General features: G+C 35.8%; 17 protein-coding genes and 2 pseudogenes. 14 read left to right on the top strand and 5 right to left on the bottom strand.

Features of this window, described 5'->3' with window-relative positions:
* Window positions 1-3: 3 nt before the first annotated feature.
* Window positions 4-438: a GNAT family N-acetyltransferase gene (locus tag MHB48_RS10335; RefSeq protein ID WP_342598015.1), complete on the bottom strand. Its 435-nt coding sequence runs from the start codon at window positions 436-438 to the stop codon at window positions 4-6.
* Between the two features lie 144 nt (window positions 439-582).
* Here MHB48_RS10335 and MHB48_RS10330 point away from each other — a divergent pair.
* From MHB48_RS10330 to MHB48_RS10315, 4 genes and pseudogenes are all read left to right on the top strand, one after another.
* Window positions 583-1452 (top strand): annotated as a pseudogene (locus MHB48_RS10330) (S16 family serine protease); the annotation flags it as partial.
* Between the two features lie 72 nt (window positions 1453-1524).
* Window positions 1525-2070, top strand: a complete 546-nt coding sequence (locus tag MHB48_RS10325) for a GrpB family protein (RefSeq protein WP_342601350.1) — start codon at window positions 1525-1527, stop codon at window positions 2068-2070.
* Between the two features lie 278 nt (window positions 2071-2348).
* Complete coding sequence (locus tag MHB48_RS10320; protein WP_342598014.1) at window positions 2349-4031, top strand: alpha-glucosidase; 1683 nt, start codon at window positions 2349-2351, stop codon at window positions 4029-4031.
* A 1-nt stretch (window position 4032) separates the two neighbouring features.
* Entirely contained in the window at window positions 4033-4950 is a 918-nt protein-coding gene (locus tag MHB48_RS10315; protein ID WP_342598013.1) for an ROK family protein, read from the top strand.
* Between the two features lie 236 nt (window positions 4951-5186).
* Here MHB48_RS10315 and MHB48_RS10310 read toward each other — a convergent pair whose 3' ends face one another.
* Window positions 5187-5717 (bottom strand): general stress protein, encoded by a 531-nt coding sequence (locus tag MHB48_RS10310; protein ID WP_342598012.1) that lies wholly within the window; start codon window positions 5715-5717, stop codon window positions 5187-5189.
* Window positions 5718-5963: 246 nt separating this feature from the next.
* Entirely contained in the window at window positions 5964-7253 is a 1290-nt protein-coding gene (locus MHB48_RS10305; RefSeq protein ID WP_342598011.1) for a glucose-6-phosphate isomerase, read from the bottom strand.
* Between the two features lie 555 nt (window positions 7254-7808).
* Between MHB48_RS10305 and MHB48_RS10300 the strand changes: the two genes are divergently transcribed.
* From MHB48_RS10300 to MHB48_RS10290, 3 genes and pseudogenes are all read left to right on the top strand, one after another.
* On the top strand, window positions 7809-7997 hold the full coding sequence (locus tag MHB48_RS10300; RefSeq protein ID WP_342598010.1) for a proline iminopeptidase: 189 nt from the start codon (window positions 7809-7811) through the stop codon (window positions 7995-7997).
* A 12-nt stretch (window positions 7998-8009) separates the two neighbouring features.
* Window positions 8010-8696 (top strand): annotated as a pseudogene (locus MHB48_RS10295) (alpha/beta hydrolase); the annotation flags it as partial.
* Between the two features lie 118 nt (window positions 8697-8814).
* Window positions 8815-9699 carry a serine/threonine protein kinase gene (locus tag MHB48_RS10290; RefSeq protein WP_342598009.1) on the top strand — a complete coding sequence of 295 codons (885 nt, stop codon included), beginning with the start codon at window positions 8815-8817 and terminating at the stop codon, window positions 9697-9699.
* Between the two features lie 69 nt (window positions 9700-9768).
* Here the strand turns inward: MHB48_RS10290 and MHB48_RS10285 are convergent, their stop codons facing one another.
* Window positions 9769-10155: a hypothetical protein gene (locus MHB48_RS10285; protein WP_342598008.1), complete on the bottom strand. Its 387-nt coding sequence runs from the start codon at window positions 10153-10155 to the stop codon at window positions 9769-9771.
* Window positions 10156-10634: 479 nt separating this feature from the next.
* Window positions 10635-11660, bottom strand: coding sequence for an NADH:flavin oxidoreductase/NADH oxidase (locus tag MHB48_RS10280; RefSeq protein WP_342598007.1), 1026 nt, complete (start codon window positions 11658-11660; stop codon window positions 10635-10637).
* A 273-nt stretch (window positions 11661-11933) separates the two neighbouring features.
* Between MHB48_RS10280 and MHB48_RS10275 the strand changes: the two genes are divergently transcribed.
* The 7 genes from MHB48_RS10275 to MHB48_RS10245 all read left to right on the top strand — a co-directional run bounded on the left by MHB48_RS10275 (window position 11934) and on the right by MHB48_RS10245 (window position 19955).
* Window positions 11934-13142 (top strand): argininosuccinate synthase, encoded by a 1209-nt coding sequence (locus tag MHB48_RS10275; protein WP_342598006.1) that lies wholly within the window; start codon window positions 11934-11936, stop codon window positions 13140-13142.
* The gene (argH, locus tag MHB48_RS10270; protein ID WP_342598005.1) at window positions 13139-14512 is read left to right on the top strand and encodes an argininosuccinate lyase; all 1374 of its coding nucleotides are present in this window, start codon (window positions 13139-13141) and stop codon (window positions 14510-14512) included. Before MHB48_RS10275 ends, argH begins: the two co-directional genes overlap by 4 nt.
* 188 nt (window positions 14513-14700) lie before the next feature.
* Window positions 14701-15795, top strand: coding sequence for a metallophosphoesterase (locus MHB48_RS10265; protein ID WP_342598004.1), 1095 nt, complete (start codon window positions 14701-14703; stop codon window positions 15793-15795).
* A 40-nt stretch (window positions 15796-15835) separates the two neighbouring features.
* A complete protein-coding gene (locus MHB48_RS10260) occupies window positions 15836-17092 on the top strand; it encodes a Gfo/Idh/MocA family oxidoreductase (RefSeq protein ID WP_342598003.1) in 1257 nt (418 codons plus the stop codon).
* A gap of 27 nt (window positions 17093-17119) precedes the next feature.
* On the top strand, window positions 17120-17248 hold the full coding sequence (locus MHB48_RS10255; RefSeq protein WP_342598002.1) for a hypothetical protein: 129 nt from the start codon (window positions 17120-17122) through the stop codon (window positions 17246-17248).
* A gap of 442 nt (window positions 17249-17690) precedes the next feature.
* Window positions 17691-19001, top strand: coding sequence for an extracellular solute-binding protein (locus tag MHB48_RS10250; RefSeq protein ID WP_342598001.1), 1311 nt, complete (start codon window positions 17691-17693; stop codon window positions 18999-19001).
* Between the two features lie 72 nt (window positions 19002-19073).
* Window positions 19074-19955 carry a sugar ABC transporter permease gene (locus MHB48_RS10245; RefSeq protein ID WP_342598000.1) on the top strand — a complete coding sequence of 294 codons (882 nt, stop codon included), beginning with the start codon at window positions 19074-19076 and terminating at the stop codon, window positions 19953-19955.
* The last annotated feature ends 8 nt before the right edge of the window (window positions 19956-19963 follow it).

The following is a 19963-nucleotide window of genomic DNA, read 5'->3' as shown; positions in this document are numbered from 1 at the left end:
TGCCTATGATAATTCTTTTACCATTAAAATATGCGGAATACCATCTTCCATAAATACATCAGATGAAGTCTGATAACCAAGTTTTGCATAAAAACCTTCTGCATGTGTTTGGGCATGTAATTTAACCTTATCTAATTCTTTTTCTTTCGCTATTTCTTCTAATGTGTTAATGATTATGTTTCCAAGTCCCAATTTACGGTAAGGAACTAAGATACAAATTCTCTCCAATTTACCTACCCCATCTACGACTCTTAATCTTCCGGTTCCGGCAGGTTGTTCCTCGGAATAGACTAAAACGTGTTCACACGTTCCGTTAAGTGTGTCGAATTCGTCAAATTCATATTCTAACGGTACCTCTTGTTCCTTTACAAATACTTCTTCTCTGATATGAAAAGCTTTTTTTAGATCGTCTTCTCGTGTTATTCTTATTGATTTCAATTATCTTCCGTCCGTTTCTAGATTTATTTAATAAACCATTTCTATGTAATAAATAGCTTTTTATTAGTTTAAGGTAAATTATTTTTGCTGTAAATACAACAAAAATTACGATATTCATGAAGGAAATTCAAATGATAATAAATTATGTATATAGAAGGAGGACTATATATGTTTGATAAACGAAAAATTGCTACTTATATAGCGTCAGGTATTGTGACCCTCTTATTATATCTAGTTTTGTGGTTTATATATTTTCAGGATTTGATCAATGCTTTTATACTGGTTGGGGCTTTATTGGTTGTATTAACTATCCAGTTAATATGCTTGATCAATTTTCGAAAAGATCAAGCAAAGATAGTGATAATGAGTATTTCCACAATCATAGTAGCAATAATAATATGCTTTGAATTTCTACTTTTAGAATATGAGGGGCATACATTTACAGCAAGTTTTTATGCGGATCCTATAGAAGTCATTGACAATTCGGGAATACACTTAATGGTTGTTCGAACGGAAGATATTGGTTACATAGAAGATCGAGAAGTAATTGTTAAACGTTTAGAACAAGAAAACGATTTTATTAGCTTACATAAAATAAACAATAAAGACCGTTATCAAAGTAAAAATGCTGAAATTCTCCGATTGTTAAGGATTAATAAAGATCATTTTACTCTTATGAAACGCAATGTAAAGCGTTATCTGGAAGGTGAAACTTCCAGTATTGAAGCGTTTTTAAGTAGAGAAGATATTTCAGGGGATAGTGTGGGATTAGGAGTAGCATTGACAGTTCTAATTGCACAAGGGGAGCTCTCAAATAAGTTTTCCTTTGGTGTGACGGGTGCACTTAGTGAAACAGGTGATGTGTTACGTATAGGGATGATAAAAGAAAAGGTACTGATAGCGGAGGAAAATGGTTATCCATTCATGATTATTCCTAGTGAAAATGCTGCTGAAGCTAGGGAAATAAAGTCATCACAAAATCTTAACATTGAAATATTTGATGTCAACCATATTGATCAAGCTGTTGTTTTAATTAAGAAGTTAAATGAGGAACATAGTAAATATGTATATATGGAGGAAATGAGAATGAACGTGGGAGAACGGACAACTGGAATAAGAATCGTACCATATGATGAACAATGGGAAAATGAATTTCTTTTACTTCAACAAGTGTTATCGAACTCGCTTGGTGAGTTAGTAATATGCATCGAACATGTTGGAAGTACCTCAGTAAAGGGTTTAGCTGCTAAGCCTATTATCGATTTAGACTTGGTCATAAATGCTAATGATGAATTTGAAAAAGTTAGTCTTAAACTACAAGATTTAGGGTATTTATACGAAGGGAATTTAGGAATCGAGGGAAGAGAAGCCTTTGCCCGAAAGGATGAATTTGTTCCGTGGGGGGGCGATCAAACACATTGGTTAGAGCATCATTTATACGTATGTACAAAAGATAGTGCGGAATTGCATAGACATCTTACTTTCCGCAATTACTTAAGAGAACACCCAGAAGTAGCAAGTTCATATGAACATTTGAAAATCTCTTTAGCTAAAAAATCTACTCGATCGGAATATACGGAAGCAAAAGGGGAATTTATAAAGGGAATTTTAGAGCTATTCTTTTTCAAATAAAGAAGGTATTTTTGCAAGGACATCGAAATTATCATTAAAAGGGGAAATAAACCAGGAATTAGTATAGTAACTTATTTTAATAGGGGAATGTAGTTTGAGGAGTTATTTTGTATATGAGTTTTTAACTGCAATTAAAAACATCATATAATAGAAACAAGAATAGGCGCTCAAACTAATGTTTTGTTCAAATGGATAACGAAAACGTGTAAGCGTTTGCATTATTATTGTGGGAGTTTAGAATAATTTTAACGTAGGGTATAGGATGGTGGTGAGAGAAAATGGTAGAGCCTTGGTGGAAACGAAGTGTGGTATATCAGGTTTATCCTCGAAGTTTTATGGATGCAAGCGGCGATGGTATTGGGGATTTACAAGGCATTATTTCAAAACTGGATTATATAGAGAGACTAGGTGTGGATGTCATTTGGTTGAGCCCAATCTATGATTCTCCAAATGACGATAACGGCTATGACATTCGAAATTACCGGGCAATTATGAAAGAGTTTGGTACGATGGAAGATTTTGAGCAATTGATAGATGAAGCGAAACAGCGAGGGATTCGAATTGTAATGGATCTTGTAGTTAATCACACTTCGGACGAACATACTTGGTTTGTTGAATCACAATCTTCTAAGGATTCGACTTACCGCGATTATTATATTTGGCGAGAAGGTAAGGAGGAAAACCCTCCAAATAATTGGAGTTCTATATTTTCTGGCTCTGCTTGGGAAAAAGATAACACCACTAATTCGTACTATTTACATTTATTTTCAAAAAAGCAGCCAGATTTGAACTGGGAACACGAACCTCTTCGAAACGAAATTTTTGATACGATGAAGTTTTGGTTGGATAAAGGAATTGGTGGTTTCCGAATGGATGTCATCAACTTCATTTCAAAAGATGCACAATTGCCAGATGGAATGATTCATCCAGAGCAATTGTATGGAGATGGGAGTCCATTTTTTATAAATGGGCCGAAAATCCATACTTATCTACGTGAGATGAATGAAAAAGTTTTGAGCAAATATGACGTAATAACAGTGGGGGAAATGCCAGGGGCTTCAACCGAAGATGCGCAAATCTATACCGATCCAATAAATAATGAAGTGAATATGATCTTCACATTTGAGCATATGAATTTAGACAGCGGACCGTATGAAAAATGGGATGTTCAGCCTTTAAATTTAGTTGCATTAAAACTCAATTTAGAGAAGTGGCAGCACGCACTTCATAAGGTGGGATGGAACAGCCTATATTGGAATAACCATGATCAGCCTCGTATTGTTTCACGTTTTGGTGATGATGACAAATATCGTGACGTATCCGCAAAAATGTTGGCGATTTGCCTTCATATGCTTCAAGGAACTCCATATATTTATCAAGGTGAAGAGCTAGGCATGACGAATGTGAAGTTTGATAGTATTGATGACTATCGAGATATCGAAACACTTAATATGTACAAAGAGAAACGTCAAAAGGGTATTGCGAATGAAGTGATAATGGCGAGTATTTATGCGAAAGGGCGAGATAACGCTCGAACGCCTATGCAATGGTCATCTGATGGTGGGTTCACTACAGGGACACCTTGGATTCAGATGAACCCTAATATGTCTAATATAAATGCAGAGCAAGCCCTTGCCGATCACTCATCGATTTTTTATACGTATCAAAAACTTATTCATTTACGAAAAGAGTATGACATTCTTACAAACGGGAGCTTCCAATTGTTAATTCCTGATCATCCGCACCTCTTTGTGTATAAACGACAAACAGAGGAAGAAGAATGGATTATCGTAACAAATTTTTCCGCGCATACGGAACAATTAGAGTGTGAACTATGTGGCGTACAAAATAATAACGGAAAAATCATCATAGCTAACTATGAAACTCCAACTATTAATGGAAATATCATAGAAGTACGTCCTTATGAAGCTTTTGTACTCGCTTTTGAAAGGGGAAAATAAATTGAAAAAAGTACTTGGTGTGGACATTGGGGGAACAAAAATACGTATGGGTGTCGTAAATGAAAACGGCAAAGTTATCACTGATAGGACGATTCCCACATTGTTACCTTTATACCCTTATCTTGAAAAACAGATTTTAAAGGTGAAAACGGATTTTCCTGACCTTATTGGTATTGGTATTGGAACAAGAGGAATGGTAGATGCGAAAACAGGTGTAGTCACATTCGAAAAAGAGTTGGAAGGTTGGCAAGGGACCCCTGTGAAAGCTCAGCTAGAAGCTGCTACTGGTCTTCGTGTAGAGATAAACAATGACGCCAATTGCGCTGCTCTTGCAGAGGCGCGACTTGGAGGAGCGGCTGGATTTCAAAGAGTTGTTTGTTTAACTGTAGGAACAGGACTTGGAGGCGGCTTCGTTTTTGATGGAGAAGTGATGAATGGGATACATGGTGGTGCTGGAGAAGTCGGTCACATGATTTTATATCCAAATGGCTTGCTTTGTAGTTGTGGAAGACGTGGCTGCAGCGAACAATATGTTTCTGGAACTGCACTAAAGAGAATGATTCAACAGGAAAATGTAGTGGATCCAGAAACTGGAGATATGGCATTACCGCAAGACTTGTTCCGACTCGCATCGACTGGTAATTCAAGTGCAATAGCAGTTCGTGATGAATTTCTTTCTAATCTCGCAATTATCATTTCTACTCTTCAAGCAGTGCTGGATATGGATTGTGTTGTCATTGGGGGGGGAGTTTCAGAATCTGCAGACGATTGGTGGGAATGTCTTCTTGAGAAAGTAGAACCGCTGAAACTGAAGCCATTAGAGCTGATACGAGCTGTTTTTGGAAATGAAGCAGGTATGCTTGGGGCAGCTATGCTCGTTTTAGACACATCAAATGACATGGAATACAAAAAAATATAGATATGTCAACAATAACATTAAAAGATGTTTCTAAAAAAATGATAATAAAGGTAAAAGCCGCTCAGAACATAGACGTGGGCAATGAAGAATTTAACGTTTTTGAGTCATAGCCATACGAGGCAAGAATTTATAAAGTTAAAAAAAGACGTTTTGTCCACGGACAAAACGTCTTTTTTTATTGGCTCTGTTAAAATTCATTGTTGATTTTATGGTATAAATAAATTGGAACTCAATTTTCAGAGTTCCAATTTATTTATTCTTTTAAAATCTTTATTCAGAGAGGATTTCTTCAATTTTCTACTTTTTAACAAATTTTTAATGTCAGAGACATTATCGTATGAGAGTTGAATGTAAAAGTAGTTAATAAACTCTAAAATTGCAAAGATATAAATGAAGAATGCAATTGATAATCCACCCAATGGAAAAGATGGATACCATTTAATGAAATCAAAAGCAAATGCAACAATTGCGGTAATAATCATAACTATATTAAGCGATTTTGAACGATGTAACAGTCGAACAATCTTAATCGGAGTTATAGCCGATTTCTCATTTCTTAGTCTTTTAAGATTTGCATACCAATAAATTGTTCCTTGTAATAAAAGAAACTCTAAAAGGATAAAGGATACCCAAAATGAATATAGAGAATACAATTGTAGATTAGGGAATGCATAATTTAATAGATAACTAACAAGGACAAAAACGATTATAGAAGCTAATTCCCCAGAATATAAATAAGCTAATCTTTTTTCTAACATTTCCTTCAAATTTACTACTCACCTCCTGGTGATGGCTTATCGCTCACCCCGCGGAAAGCGTCCGCCTTTAGCGGATACCAACTATACTTTATTCCATGTAAAATATATATTCCTTTAGCATCGTTCGTGTTTTTTCATGTAAATTAGAATTATGAAATTGATTCATATTAAATATAAAATATACTAATCGAAAAGTTCAATCATAAAATCGGGTGATTAGCAGTGATAATCGGATGACTTTAAGTGGTATCTTCTCTACAATAGGATATATCCCGGTTTATTTAGAATCTTAAAGATGTTTGATTTGTAATCTTCTACTCCTGGTTGATCGAACGGATTGATGTCTAGTAAGTATGCACTGTATGCACAAGCCATCATATAGAAGTATAAGAGGTGGCCTAAATGTTGTTCATCTAGTTGTTCGAATGTGAGTGATATTTGTGGCACGCCTCCAGCAAGATGTGCCGTTTTGGTTGCTTCATGACATGCCAAGTTAAATTCATGCAGTGTAAGGCCACTCAAATAGTTCAATTCATCTCCGTCATTTTCTGCTTCAAAAACTGTCAAATCACCTGCAGGCTTTTCCACCATTAAAAACGATTCAAATAACATGCGTTTTCCATCCTGAATGTATTGGCCTAAGGAATGCAGGTCGGTTGAATAAAGGACAGATGTAGGGAAAATTCCTTTCCCGTCTTTTCCTTCACTTTCTCCAAATAATTGCTTCAACCATTCCTGGACATAAATCAACTTTTCATCAAACGTTGCCATGATTTCGACTGGGTAACCCGCATCATATAAATAATTGCGGATGACTGCATATTGAATGGCAGGATTTGAATTTGTATCAAATACTCCAAATTCCTTCTCTGCTTCTCTTGCACCATTTATTAGTTTTTCGATATCATGACCTGCTGCTGCAATAGGCAATAAACCGACTGCAGTGAAGACAGAATATCTTCCTCCAATGTTACCGGGGATGACATAGCGCCTATAGCCTTTTTCTATTGCTAATGTCCGCAAGGCACCTTTCTCTTCATCCGTAGTGACTAGTATTCGGGATGCAGCTTGATTGCCATATCTTTTCTCCATGTATTGCTGTAAAAACCGGAATGCAATGGCTGGCTCTGTCGTTGTTCCAGATTTTGAAATAATATTCAAGGTAACTTCTTTATTGTCTAAATATGCCATCAGCTGTTTTAAATATTCCCCACTTACTAAATGACCTGCAAAAATTACTTCTAAGTCATTTGAATTCTGGAACGGTGTAGATAATGCCTCGATTACCGCTTTTGACCCTAAATATGACCCTCCAATACCAATGACAACTAAAACATCAGAAGTAGAGCGAATGCGTTCTGCAGTTTCTTTGATATCCTGTAGAAACGCTGGACTAATAGAACCCGGCCACTCTGCCCAACCTAAATAATCTGCACCTTCAGCAGATTTTGTATGAATTCCAAGATGGATGGCTTGTAGTTTATTTTCCAACTCAGGTGTAAGAAGTTGTAGATAATCTCCTGAATAATTGACCAAAATGTTCATACTATTCTCCTCAGTTTCGTTTTGTCTTGCTATTAATATATAAAAGGTATAACTAATTAATTCGCTATTAGATGAAAAATTTCCTTTTTATTAGTGCGAATTATCTATTAAATTAGAATATTACTGAAGTTGAATGCTACTGAGGTGAAGGCTGTACGATTCTCGATACTAACGCCATTTGAAAAGCGCTCCATTTTGAATTGAGGGCACTGAAAAACTAGAAATTAGTATTTTTGTTGGAACTATTTGCAGTATTTAATTTAAGAGAATTTAGCACGACGCAATTTCTTCGAAAGTTTCTTACTATAACAGAATACTAGTAGTTTTCATTCTAATTTTTCTCTTAAACCTTGTAATGCGGTAGTAAACTTAGTCATTTCCAAGGATGCTTTATATCAAGGCACTGTAAATTAGGCAACAGGGTAATTCGCCCTGCTACTGCTTTTATTCAATAAAGGGAAATCCTTAATCGATATAGAATCTTATAAGGATGAAATTATTACTATTGGATAAATGATTAATCAGAATTCAGAAATGACTTAAAGAGAGGTATATATGAAAATTGAAAATGGTGAGTACCTAGTAGATATTAATGGAATAAAACACTGGATAAAAGTGGAGGGAAAAGAACATAGTACGATCCCTTTATTTATTATTCATGGGGGTCCAGGAGGAAACCTATATACATTTGAAAGAACTGCCGGTCCTGTTCTTTCTCAAGAAAGAACCGTCATATATTACTAGCAGCGTGGTTGTGGTAGGAGTGAAAAACCACTTTCTGATAAAGCTTATTCTATTAATGAATTAGTTGATGACTTCAAGAAAATAATTGAGTGGATAGATGTGAAAAAAATCGATTTATTAGGCTACTCATTTGGAGGGGAGCTTGCTCTTGAATTTACATATGCTCTTCCAACTATTATTAACAAAATTATTTTATCTGGGCCAAGCTTAATGGCATTAAAGACGCAATATATGATTCAAATAGCTGGTTTCGTTTCCGTCGCAAATCTTCCTTTGGTAAATAAAATGGAAGAAATACTTCAAAAAGATACTTCAATTGAAGATAAATATAATCAAATATGGGGAATTGTTGATAATGAAACAGTGGATCGCTTATTTTTTTTGAATCAAGGTAATGCTAAAAAGTACCGTCGATTAGTAAAGGATAGCAATTTGCATAACACCGGTCTTATGTTGGCTGCATTGCAGGAAAATCCAGTAGAGGTACCATTATATGAGCGTCTTCAAGAAATTACCCAACAGACATTAGTGATTACTGGAGTTCATGATAGGAATACTGGGATTCCCATATCAACAATTATTTATAGAAACCTTGTAAACAGTGAATGGAACTTGTTTAACAGTAGCGCTCATTTTCCGGAGTTAGAGGAAACTGACAAGTTTGTTAGTATTGTATTACGATTTTTAAAAGCCTCATAAAGTTAATGGTTTCTTCGATTAACGATTATTTTCGTCTATACCTATCGTGGCATCTATGAAATGTAATTCCTAATAAATAGTTAAAGTTAGAATACAAATGTATATTTGGAGGTATTATATGAATCATTTCCCAACAATTACTTTAGGTAAAGTATCGTTTCAATTAAAAGAGCTACATGATTTTGAGTGGCTTACAAGATTAGGTCAAGTATTTTGTGTGTTTGACGAACAAGATTCTGGGAATGTTAGTTTTGGTATTGAAATAGATGGATTGAAAAGGTTTGTAAAGTATGCAGGAGCAAAGACTTTAAGGTATTCTGGCTATCCAGAAGATGCTATCGCTAGATTAAAAAGTTGTACTTCTCTTTATGAAGATCTGAATCATCCTCATTTAGTAAATTTAGTAGAATACTTTGAGGTTGAAAAAGGGTATGCATTAGTGTTTGACTGGTTTGATGGGGAATGTCTACACCCCCACTGGTCTTTCCCTCCACCACAGAAATATAATCACCCAGAATCCCCATTTTATCGGTTTAAGAAGCTGCCTATTGAATATCGTATAAAATCATTAAATAGTATCTTTGAATTCCATGTAAATGTTGAGAAGAACAACTACGTAGCTGTTGATTTTTATGATGGTAGTATTTTATATGACTTTAAAAATAACATGACAAAGATTTGTGATATTGATTTATATATGAAAAGGCCATTCATTAATTTTATGGGAAGACTTTGGGGTTCCTCCAGATTTATGTCACCAGAAGAATTTATGCTTGGTGCTGTAATAGATGAAAGAACAAATGTCTTTAACATGGGTGCGATTGCATTTGGACTGTTAGGTGGAGAGCTGGACCGTTCCTTTATAAAGTGGGATGCAGGACAAGAACTGTATGAAATAGCAGTGAAGGCTGTTGAAGAGGATAAAAGGTGCAGGTATTCTACCGTGGAAGAATTCTACAAAGCCTGGAAAGTTGTTTTATTAAAGGCTAATTTAGATTTTTGAAATGAAATATTATCCCAAAAAGCCCAACTATGTCTGGGCTTTTTGTATTTCTATTAGATGGAAACTTAATTAGCTGTATACAATTCTTTCAAATAATGCGTATTGAATGATACTGTCTCCAGTAGTTTCACTTGCATTTTCTATATTAGTATCATGCGGTCTATTTTTATAGTTTAATTCAATTCCCTTAAGTAATTTTTCCAAATTTAAAGACCAACATTTTTCTTCATTTTCTCGGTCAACAAATTCGATTGTTTCCCCATTTATTAACAAGTTAGTTGCCCATTCATATGTATATAGACCTTTAGTTTTCAAATCCCACTTTTCCCCAGTTTTAATTAGGTGTGCCCAATAACCTATTCCTCCTTCTATGGCAGCGTTCATGATGCTTTCAATATTATTTTCCGTTACGATAACTTCCACTTTTATTTCTGCGATTTTAGTATTATTTGCCATTTTAACTCTCCTTTTTCCATTTTTATTTCCAAATTAACTATAAACTTAAGTATGATGCTTTGTAACCAGGTAAGTTTTGGAATAAAATAATTAATTAAAATCATCTAACTATTTTATATGGTTATTTTCTATTAATTTATGTATAGGATTATAGGCAGGGGTAATACTTTAGGAAAGTAGGTCTTTTTCTAAACAGTGTCGAAGCATTAACTATTGATCCATTATTAACTCTAAGGATAAATTAGAATAAACCCGATTATCAAATTAATGCGGATAACTAATACGAAAAAATAATCTAAAGTTATTGATCAATCAAAGGGAAGTCTATAGTGGGATTAAATGGTCCGCTTCGAAAAAAGGTAAACCTCCCATAAGCCTAGGAAGCAATTGGGTGGTTTACCTTTTGGAATATACGTTTTTTCTTCTGTTACTAATACAATTCTAATTTTTTTCACAAGCTATAAACCATTTGACGTTAATTAATACCCTCTCTTATAAGGAGTAGGAGGTATTGCTTTGCCTGTGATGGCTATTTCTGCATGAAGTGCCCAATATGGATCTTTTAACATGCCACGCCCTACTGCGACTAGTTCTGCATCTCCTTCGACAATGACTTTTTCTGCAAGATCCGGATTTTCTAGTATTCCAACTGCGATAATAGGTACATTTAGTGCTTGTTTGTATGCACGAGCAAATGGAACTTGGTACCCAGGGGTGTTTGCAGGTTTTACTTTACCTGGAGTTGCCTCTCCACCACTCGATACATGGAACACATCCACACCAGCTTCTTTATATTTTTTCGCAATTTCTATAGAATGCTCGAGGTCGTAGCCATTGTCTATATACTCTACTGCTGATATGCGGAGCAATAGGGGCATTTCTTCTGGCATAACGCTACGTACTGCTTGGATGACTTCTACTCCAAACTTCGACAAGTCCTGTCCGTATTCATCCGTTCTGTTATTAATCGCAGGCGAGTGGAATTGGTGAATTAAATAGCCATGTGCTCCGTGAAGCTCAATTGTATCGAATCCAGCTGTAACTGCTCTCCTTGCAGCGTCTTTATATTTATTGATCATTTCTTTAATTTCATCTATTGTTAACGGTCTTGGCTCTTTCCATTTGCCATTCGATTCCACTGGAATGTTGGAGGGACCCACTGGTTGAATAGCATCTTGCGCTTTTCTACCTGCATGTGCAATTTGAACCCCAATTTTGACTTCATATTTATGTACCTCTTTTACAATTCTTTCGTATGCAGGAATATGTTCATCGGACCATAAACCTAAATCGTAATCTGTGATTCGCCCATCTGGTTCCACATCCGTCATTTCGACGATGATTAATCCTGTTCCACCAACTGCACGTGATACATAGTGAACAAAATGCCAGTCATTTGGCTTTCCATCCTTTGATTGAACGGAATACTGACACATCGGTGCCATTACTGTTCGATTTTTTAATGTTAAACCTTTTATATTTAATGGCGAGAATAAATGAGACACTTCTTCAACACTCCTTTTTTAATAGTATTACGTTTTTTGATATATCAATCAACAATAGTGAACTGAGGATATTCATATAGAAGAAAAGGAAATCGAAGAAGCTCAGACTGAAGAAGATTCTCTTGAAAAAAATAACGAAATTCAAAGCTAGTCATTCTTTTTCAATATATTTGTATATTTAATAAATTATTAGTTGTATTTATACATTTTCCATGATACATTATGTATATTAATACTAATAAAACGTATATAAATACATTGGAGGAATATAAGATGAATAAAAAAGTCGTTTTAGCATATTCAGGTGGACTAGATACATCCGTTGCCATTACATGGTTGAAAGACGAAGGATATGATGTTGTAGCGGTTTGTTTAGACGTAGGTGAAGGTAAGGATCTAGAATTCGTAAAAAACAAAGCGCTTGAAGTTGGAGCTATTGAAAGCTATATGATCGATGCAAGAGAAGAATTTGCGAATGATTATGCATTAATTTCACTTCAAGCACATACTTGGTATGAAAACAAATATCCTTTAGCTTCTGCATTATCACGTCCTTTAATTTCTAAAAAACTAGTAGAAATTGCTGAACAAACAGGAGCAACTGCTGTTGCACATGGTTGTACAGGTAAAGGAAATGATCAAGTTCGTTTCGAAGTTTCTATTAAAGCTTTAAATCCAAGTCTAGAGGTAATTGCACCAGTTCGTGAATGGAGCTGGAGTCGTGAGGAAGAAATTGCTTACGCGAAAGAAAAAAATATTCCAATTCCGATTAACTTAGACAGCCCGTTCTCTATTGACGCAAATCTATGGGGCCGCGCAAACGAATGTGGTATTTTAGAAGATCCGTGGGCAGCTCCACCAGAAGAAGCATATGAATTAACTGTTGCAATAGAAGATGCACCTGATACAGCAGATATCGTTGAAATCGAGTTTAAAAATGGTGTTCCAGTTGCACTTAATGGTGTGGAATATAAATTGTATGAATTAATCTTAAAAATGAATGATCTAGCAGGTAAGCACGGAGTTGGACGTGTCGATCACGTGGAAAACCGTCTTGTTGGTATTAAATCACGTGAAGTTTACGAAATCCCAGGTGCATTTACATTAATCAAAGCACATAAAGAATTAGAAGATATTACATTAGTAAAAGAAGTAGCTCACTTTAAACCAGTTATTGAGAAAAAATTAACAGAGCTTATTTACGAAGGACTTTGGTTCTCTCCACTTAGAACTGCTTTAGAAGGATTCTTAAAAGAAACACAAGTATATGTAAATGGTACAGTTCGTGTGAAACTATTCAAAGGCCATGCAATTGTTGAAGGACGTAAATCTCCGAACTCTCTATATGATGAAAAACTTGCTACTTATACAAAAGAGGATGAATTTAACCATGCTTCAGCTGTTGGGTTTATCGAGCTTTGGGGTCTTCCAACAAAAGTTCACGCAATGGTGAACAAGGGAGCAGAGAAGGTGAAAGCATGACTAAACTTTGGGGAGGAAGATTCCAAAAATCTGCCGAACAATGGGTAGATGAATTTGGAGCTTCTATAAGTTTCGATCAAACACTAGTAATGGAAGATTTAGATGGTAGTGCAGCACATGTGAAGATGCTTGGGGCATGTAGTATTTTGCCCCAGGAAGATGTGCAGCAAATTCTTGGCGGTTTAGAACAATTAAAGAAACTAGCTGCAGACAATGCATTAGAGTTTTTAGTTGCGAATGAAGATATTCATCTAAACTTAGAAAAAATGCTCATCGATTTAATCGGACCTGTCGGTGGAAAATTGCACACTGGTCGCAGCCGTAACGATCAAGTAGCAACGGATATGCATCTATTCTTAAAAAATAGAGTAGGGGAAATCATTGAGTTAATCGAGCTTTTCCAACAAACACTAGTAGCTCAAGCAGAAACCCATGTGGAAACACTTGCACCTGGCTATACACATTTACAACGTGCGCAACCAATTTCGTTTGCCCATCATTTAATGGCGTATTTTTGGATGTTAGAGCGAGATAAAGAGCGTTTTACGGATTCGATTAAGCGTATTGATATCTCACCACTAGGAGCAGGTGCCCTAGCAGGAACTACTTTCCCTATCGATCGTAAGCTTTCTGCCGAGTATCTTGGTTTTGCGAATGTCTATGCAAACAGTATGGACGCAGTAAGTGATCGCGATTTCATCGTAGAATTTTTAAGTAATTCTTCAATGTTAATGGCGCATTTATCCCGATTTGCAGAAGAAATCATTTTATGGTCAAGCTCTGAATTTAACTTTATTGAACTAGATGATTCTTTCTCTACAGGCTCCAGTATTATGCCACAAAAGAAAAACCCAGATATGGCCGAGTTAATTCGCGGAAAAACAGGTCGTGTGTATGGAAATCTAATGGGCCTACTAACTGTCATTAAAGGATTGCCACTTGCTTACAACAAAGACATGCAAGAGGACAAAGAAGGTATGTTCGATACTGTTCATACAATCGTTGGTTCACTGAAAATATTTGAGGGCATGGTTCGCACAATGACTGTTCATACAGAGCGTTTACACGATACAGTGCACAAAGACTTTTCTAATGCAACCGAATTAGCAGACTATCTTGCAGCAAAAGGACTTCCATTCCGCGAAGCACATGAAGTGACTGGGAAACTAGTATTCTTATGCATCCAACGTGGCTATTTCTTATTAGACCTACCACTAGTAGATCTACAAGAAGCAAGTAACCTAATCCAGTCTGATATTTACGATGTATTATCACCACTAGCTGCTGTAGGAAGAAGAAATTCTCTTGGCGGAACTGGCTTCGATCAAGTAGCAATTCAAATAGAAGAAGCTAAAAAGCGTTTAGCATAATACAAACCGTAAACACTCATATCAATGTGAGTTGTTTACGGTTTTTTATGCAAATTATTAGTCAGGATGAATTATTAAGGCAAGAAATGATTACCATTGTTCTTTGGAAATGGTATATTTAGGGTAAGTTGCGAGATAACCTAGAGAACATTTAAAGTAAATTAACCTAATATTCTGGAGATGAGTTAATGATTGATATAAGACGACTAGAACTAGATAAATCCAAACGAATTATTGTTGTTTCAGACATACATGCGAACCTGAATCTATTTGTAAAGATATTAAGCAAATTGCATTATACAACAGAAGATTATTTGTTCATTAATGGAGATCTTTGTGAAAAAGGTCCAAAAAGTTTAGAAGTAGTCGAGTTTGTAAAAGAGTTATCAGAACAATCCAATCAAGTTTTCGTAACGAAAGGAAATTGTGACATTCTCCACCGCTCTGTTTTTAATGAAAGTAAAGGAATTATACCTTACATGAACAGACAAAGGAATTCCGTTTTACATGAAATGCTAGCAAAGTACGATAAAATAGTAGATGATTTCAACTCTCTAAAAGAGTTAGGTGATTTTTACCGACAATATTTTCATGAGGAATTGGAATGGATTGAATCACTGCCAATTGCATATGAAACAGATGATTTTATTATCATTCATGCGGGCATTGAAAACATAGAAGAATGGCATGAAACAGAAGAAAGCTTTGCTTTACATACTGAGGCATTTTATGAGAAAGCCCATTTAGCTAATAAAATCGTTATCGTAGGACACTGGCCTGCCGTTAATTATCGAGCAGCGCATATAAGTTCACATAATCCTGTCATTGATTTCGATAAAAAAATAATTGCTTTAGACGGTGGAAATCAAATAAAAAAAGATGGACAATTAAATGCTTTAATTATCGAAAGTAACAACTATTCTTATACATATGTAGATGAGTTGACGCATGAAATGATTGTGCAAATAGAGCATAACGATCTTACGAAACGCGTTGGAACTGTGACATATCCAAATTACGATATGCAAACAATTAAGAGAGAGGAGTATTTTACACTTTGTAAAAATAGTAACTTAGGAATAGAGCAATGGATTAAAAATGAGTATTTAATGGCTGCTGAAGAGTCAATGCAGTGCAAGACAGATCTAAGTACAACTTTTTCATCTGTCACACAGGGTGAAAAAGTACGGATTATTGACAATCATTGTGATGGATATGCTCTTGTAAAGAGAGAGAATGGGGAAGTTGGATGGATACCGAAAAGTTGCTTTGTTGAGAATTAAAAAATAATTGGTTACTAGAAGATAAAAGGAGGAAAAAATATTGAAAAAAACAAAAGCTATCTTGATCGGTGCAGGTGATAGAGGTGCTAAGGCGTACGCACCATATGCAAGTGACTACCCACACGAATTAGAATTTGTTGCTATTGCAGAGTTAAATAGCGAAAGAAGAGAAGCATTTGCGAAATCATATGCTCTTTCGGAGGAACAATGTTATGAATCCTGGCAAGAAATGTTACAAGATGATATTGAGGCAGAAGTAGCGTTTATTTGTACTTTAGATCGAGAGCATTATGAGCCAACGATTAAAGCAATTGAAAAAGGCTATCATGTTTTACTGGAAAAACCAATGTCACCTGATCCAAAAGAGTGTATTTCGATGGTGGAAATTGCGAAAAAGCACAATAAACTGCTGACAATTTGTCATGTACTTAGATATACACCATTTTGGCAAAACATTAAAACCATTATTAAGGAAGGGAAAATTGGAGATATTGTCTCTATTCAACTGAATGAAAATGTGGAAGTAATGCATATGTCACACAGTTTTGTCCGAGGAAATTGGAATAATAGCGATGTATCTAGTCCAATGATTTTGCAAAAGTCATGCCATGATATGGATATATTAATGTATTTGATGGATCAAAAATGTAAGCAAGTTAGCTCTTTTGGATCTTTAATGCATTTTAAAGAGGCAAATGCACCGAAAGATGGGCCTTTACGCTGCTTGGATGGATGTCCTATCGAAAATGATTGCGCATTTCATGCAGGAAAATATTATTTAGGGGAAGGCAAAGGATGGGCGAAGAAGTTCACAATGGATCATTCACGTAAAGGTATCATTCACGCGCTAAATACTACTCCTTATGGAAAATGTGTTTATCGTTCAGATAATAATGTTGTCGATCACCAAGTAGTGAATTTAGAATTCGAAAACGGTGCTACTGCAACATTTAGTATGTGTGGATTCACTCGGGAGCAAACACGTATTGTACAAATCATGGGAACAAAAGGTGAAATTAGAGGGAAAATGGATGAAGATACTATTTCCGTTTTCGACTTTTTAACAAAACATGAAACGATTACCTACTTAAGTAAACCGAAAAGCGGTCACGGTGGTGGAGATGAAGCGATCGTCAGAGACTTTTTGCAAGAAGTACGAAACTATCCAGGAGATGAAAGCAGATCATCTGCTGCAGTATCACTTGAGAGTCATTTACTGGCATTTGCTGCTGAAGCTTCAAGACGCCAGAATGGTAAAGTAATTCAAATCGCTAATTTTTCGAATGAAGTTCTTTAAAAGGAAATAAGAAAGGTGTTACGAGCAGTGCCGAATTTAACAGTGCAAGGGAAAGATTTATACATAAATAACGAGCCAATTCAGCAAAATAGTTATCTCGACCAAGCTTATTATCCGTCAAAGTGTGAGAAAGTAAAGGAAGTATGTACAAATTAAAGAACAAACTCTATGAAAGCTTGATAAATAAGCTTCCATAGAGTTTTTTTATGCAACTGGTTTTCATAACATAACCAAACAATATTACACCACTTTTTATACTCCTGTTCATATCCCCTGATTGTACCTTGCCCTTATTTTTGACTAAAGCCTTTTATTTCATTCATTTTGTTAAGGACAAATACTGAAAAAGCACCTTGATATAGTAATATTTCATTTTTTTGGTTGCAGGGTTGACCCATCAACCTATCAATTGTATACTATTTTTATAGTCAGAAACTTCTGAATACCTGCAGTGTTTGATCGCGAAAGGGGTTGAAATCTATCTTTTTGAAATGAGTGATGAAGAGAGATGCAAGGTAACTTCGTCGTTTGGCTATGGAAGTTTGAGAGATATACTACTCAGTAATTCGAAGAAGATAATTCAAAAGGGGTGAATGGTATGAGTAAAAAAATCAAGATATTAGGTATATTCATGTTAATTGGAATATTACTATTGGCAGGATGCAGTAATGAGGAATCTTCTTCAGGTGGCAAGGACGAAAAAGTCACAATTAAATATTGGTCAATGTGGAACACAGGGGAGCCACAGCAAGTTGTTTTACAAGGAATTATTGATGCTTATGAAAAAGAAAATAAAAATGTGGATATCGATGTACAGTGGATGGGTAGACAAGTTATGTCTGATGTTAGAAATGCAGCATTAGGCGGCGATGCTCCAGACCTTACAGAACAGTCAGGTGCGGAAGTGGCAGGAACTCTTTTAAAAAGCGATCTAGCGGAACCATTGGATAATTTGCTTTCTATGAAAATTCCAAATGAAGGAACTGTTTTTAAAGAAGTATTTATTGATGATGTAGTTTCGTTTTATGAGCAAGAAGGCAAGACATATTTCATACCATATGAAATCATTAGTTCGGGCTTCCATTATAATAAAAACTTGTTTGAAGAAAATGGAATTGAACCACCAAAAACATGGGATGAATTCCTTGCTGTGAGTGAAAAAATGAAGAGTAAGGGCATTGCTCCATTTGCACAAGATGGTAATATCGATTTTTATAATGCTTACTACTATTACTGGTTAGTAGAACGGATTTTGGGACCAGGTGCTTTGTTGGAAGCTGCTGGGGACAAAACGGGTGAAACATGGTTACAGCCTGGTTATTTAGAGGCAGCTCAAAAGCTACAGGAATTAGTAGATAAAGATTATTTTGCAGCAGGATATGAAGGCAGTCAGTATCCAGCAGCACAAACATCGTGGGCAAAAGGCGATGCTGCTATGATTTTAAATGGAAGCTGGTTGTCTAGTGAAACGAAGCAATACACGTCAGATGATTTTGCATATAGTGCGTTCCCATTCCCGGAAATTGATGGTTCTAAGGGTAGCTACGACCAAGCGGAATTATATTTGATTGGTTGGGTAGCTCCAAAGGGTGCGAATGTTGAAGCTGTACAAGATTTCTTGGCATTTGCTATGCAGAAGGGCTATCAAGAAGGAATTGTTACGGATACAGGTAATATTAGTACAAGAAAAGATTTAGAAGCACCAGAAGCATTAGCGAGTTTCAGAGAAACTATTGTAAACGCTTCCTCGTATCATCCGGAATATGATGGTTTACAAGCAGAATACCCAGAATGGTGGAAAACTGTATTCCTTCCATTGGATGATAAGCTGATATTTGGCCAAATGAAGGCTGAAGAGTTTGTTCAAGAACTTAAAGACCAAACAGAAAAGTATTGGTCTAAGCAATAAATGGAGAAAAAACAGGGGAATTCCCCCTGTTTTCTCTTATTAATCTACCGGGGAAATATAGGAGGGAAAGTAGTGAATAACGAGAAAAAGAAACTGATTATTCCATATTTAATTCCAGCTATGGCCTTATATCTTATTTTCTTTATCGGCCCTGCACTCTATGGTCTTTGGATAAGCTTTCACGATTGGAGTGGGTTTACTAAGGATATGGACTTTGTTGGACTTAAAAATTACTTAAATATTTTTGAGGATCCAATCTACTGGCAGTCATTTAAAAACATGATGCTCATACTACTTGTTGGCGGAATCTTTGTCTTTTTTATCGCCTTACTATTTACTTCCTTAATGAGTCAAGGAGTAACGGCGAAAAAGGCTGTGCGTGCAATTATCTTCTTCCCAAATATTATCGCCCCAATTGCGTTAGCGATTGTATGGAACTACCTATACCGCTACGATATTGGATTTTTTAACTCGGTATTAAAAATAGTTGGAATCGACCCAGTCAACTGGACAAGTCCAGATAATATTATGATGTCGGCAGTTATTTCAATTGTTTGGTATAGCACAGGATTTTACGCAATCATCTTATTAGGTGGAGTTGATAAAATTCCAAATACGTATTTTGAGGCAGCAAGAATTGAAGGTGCTTCAACATTTAAGATTTTCACGAAAGTGACGCTTCCTCTAATCTGGGATGTCTTTTCGATTGCGGTTATATTATGGGGCATAAATGCTATTCGTTTATTCGATTTCCTGTTTGCCTTTGGTGGGCCTGAACCCCCTTCACGTATGTGGAATACAGCAATGTATCAATACATATTAGGATTTGGACAGCGGACACCTATTTACCAGCTAGGCTATTCGAGTGCAGTTGCTTTATCAATGGTTGTAGTTGTTTTGATCTTTGTTATCACGGGAAGAAAGTTGTTTAAACGTGAAGTATATGAACTGTAACCTGTACT

The organism is Psychrobacillus sp. FSL H8-0483 (genome assembly GCF_038637725.1).
Lineage (GTDB): Bacteria > Bacillota > Bacilli > Bacillales_A > Planococcaceae > Psychrobacillus.
This window is presented reverse-complemented; position numbering and strand designations above follow the sequence as displayed.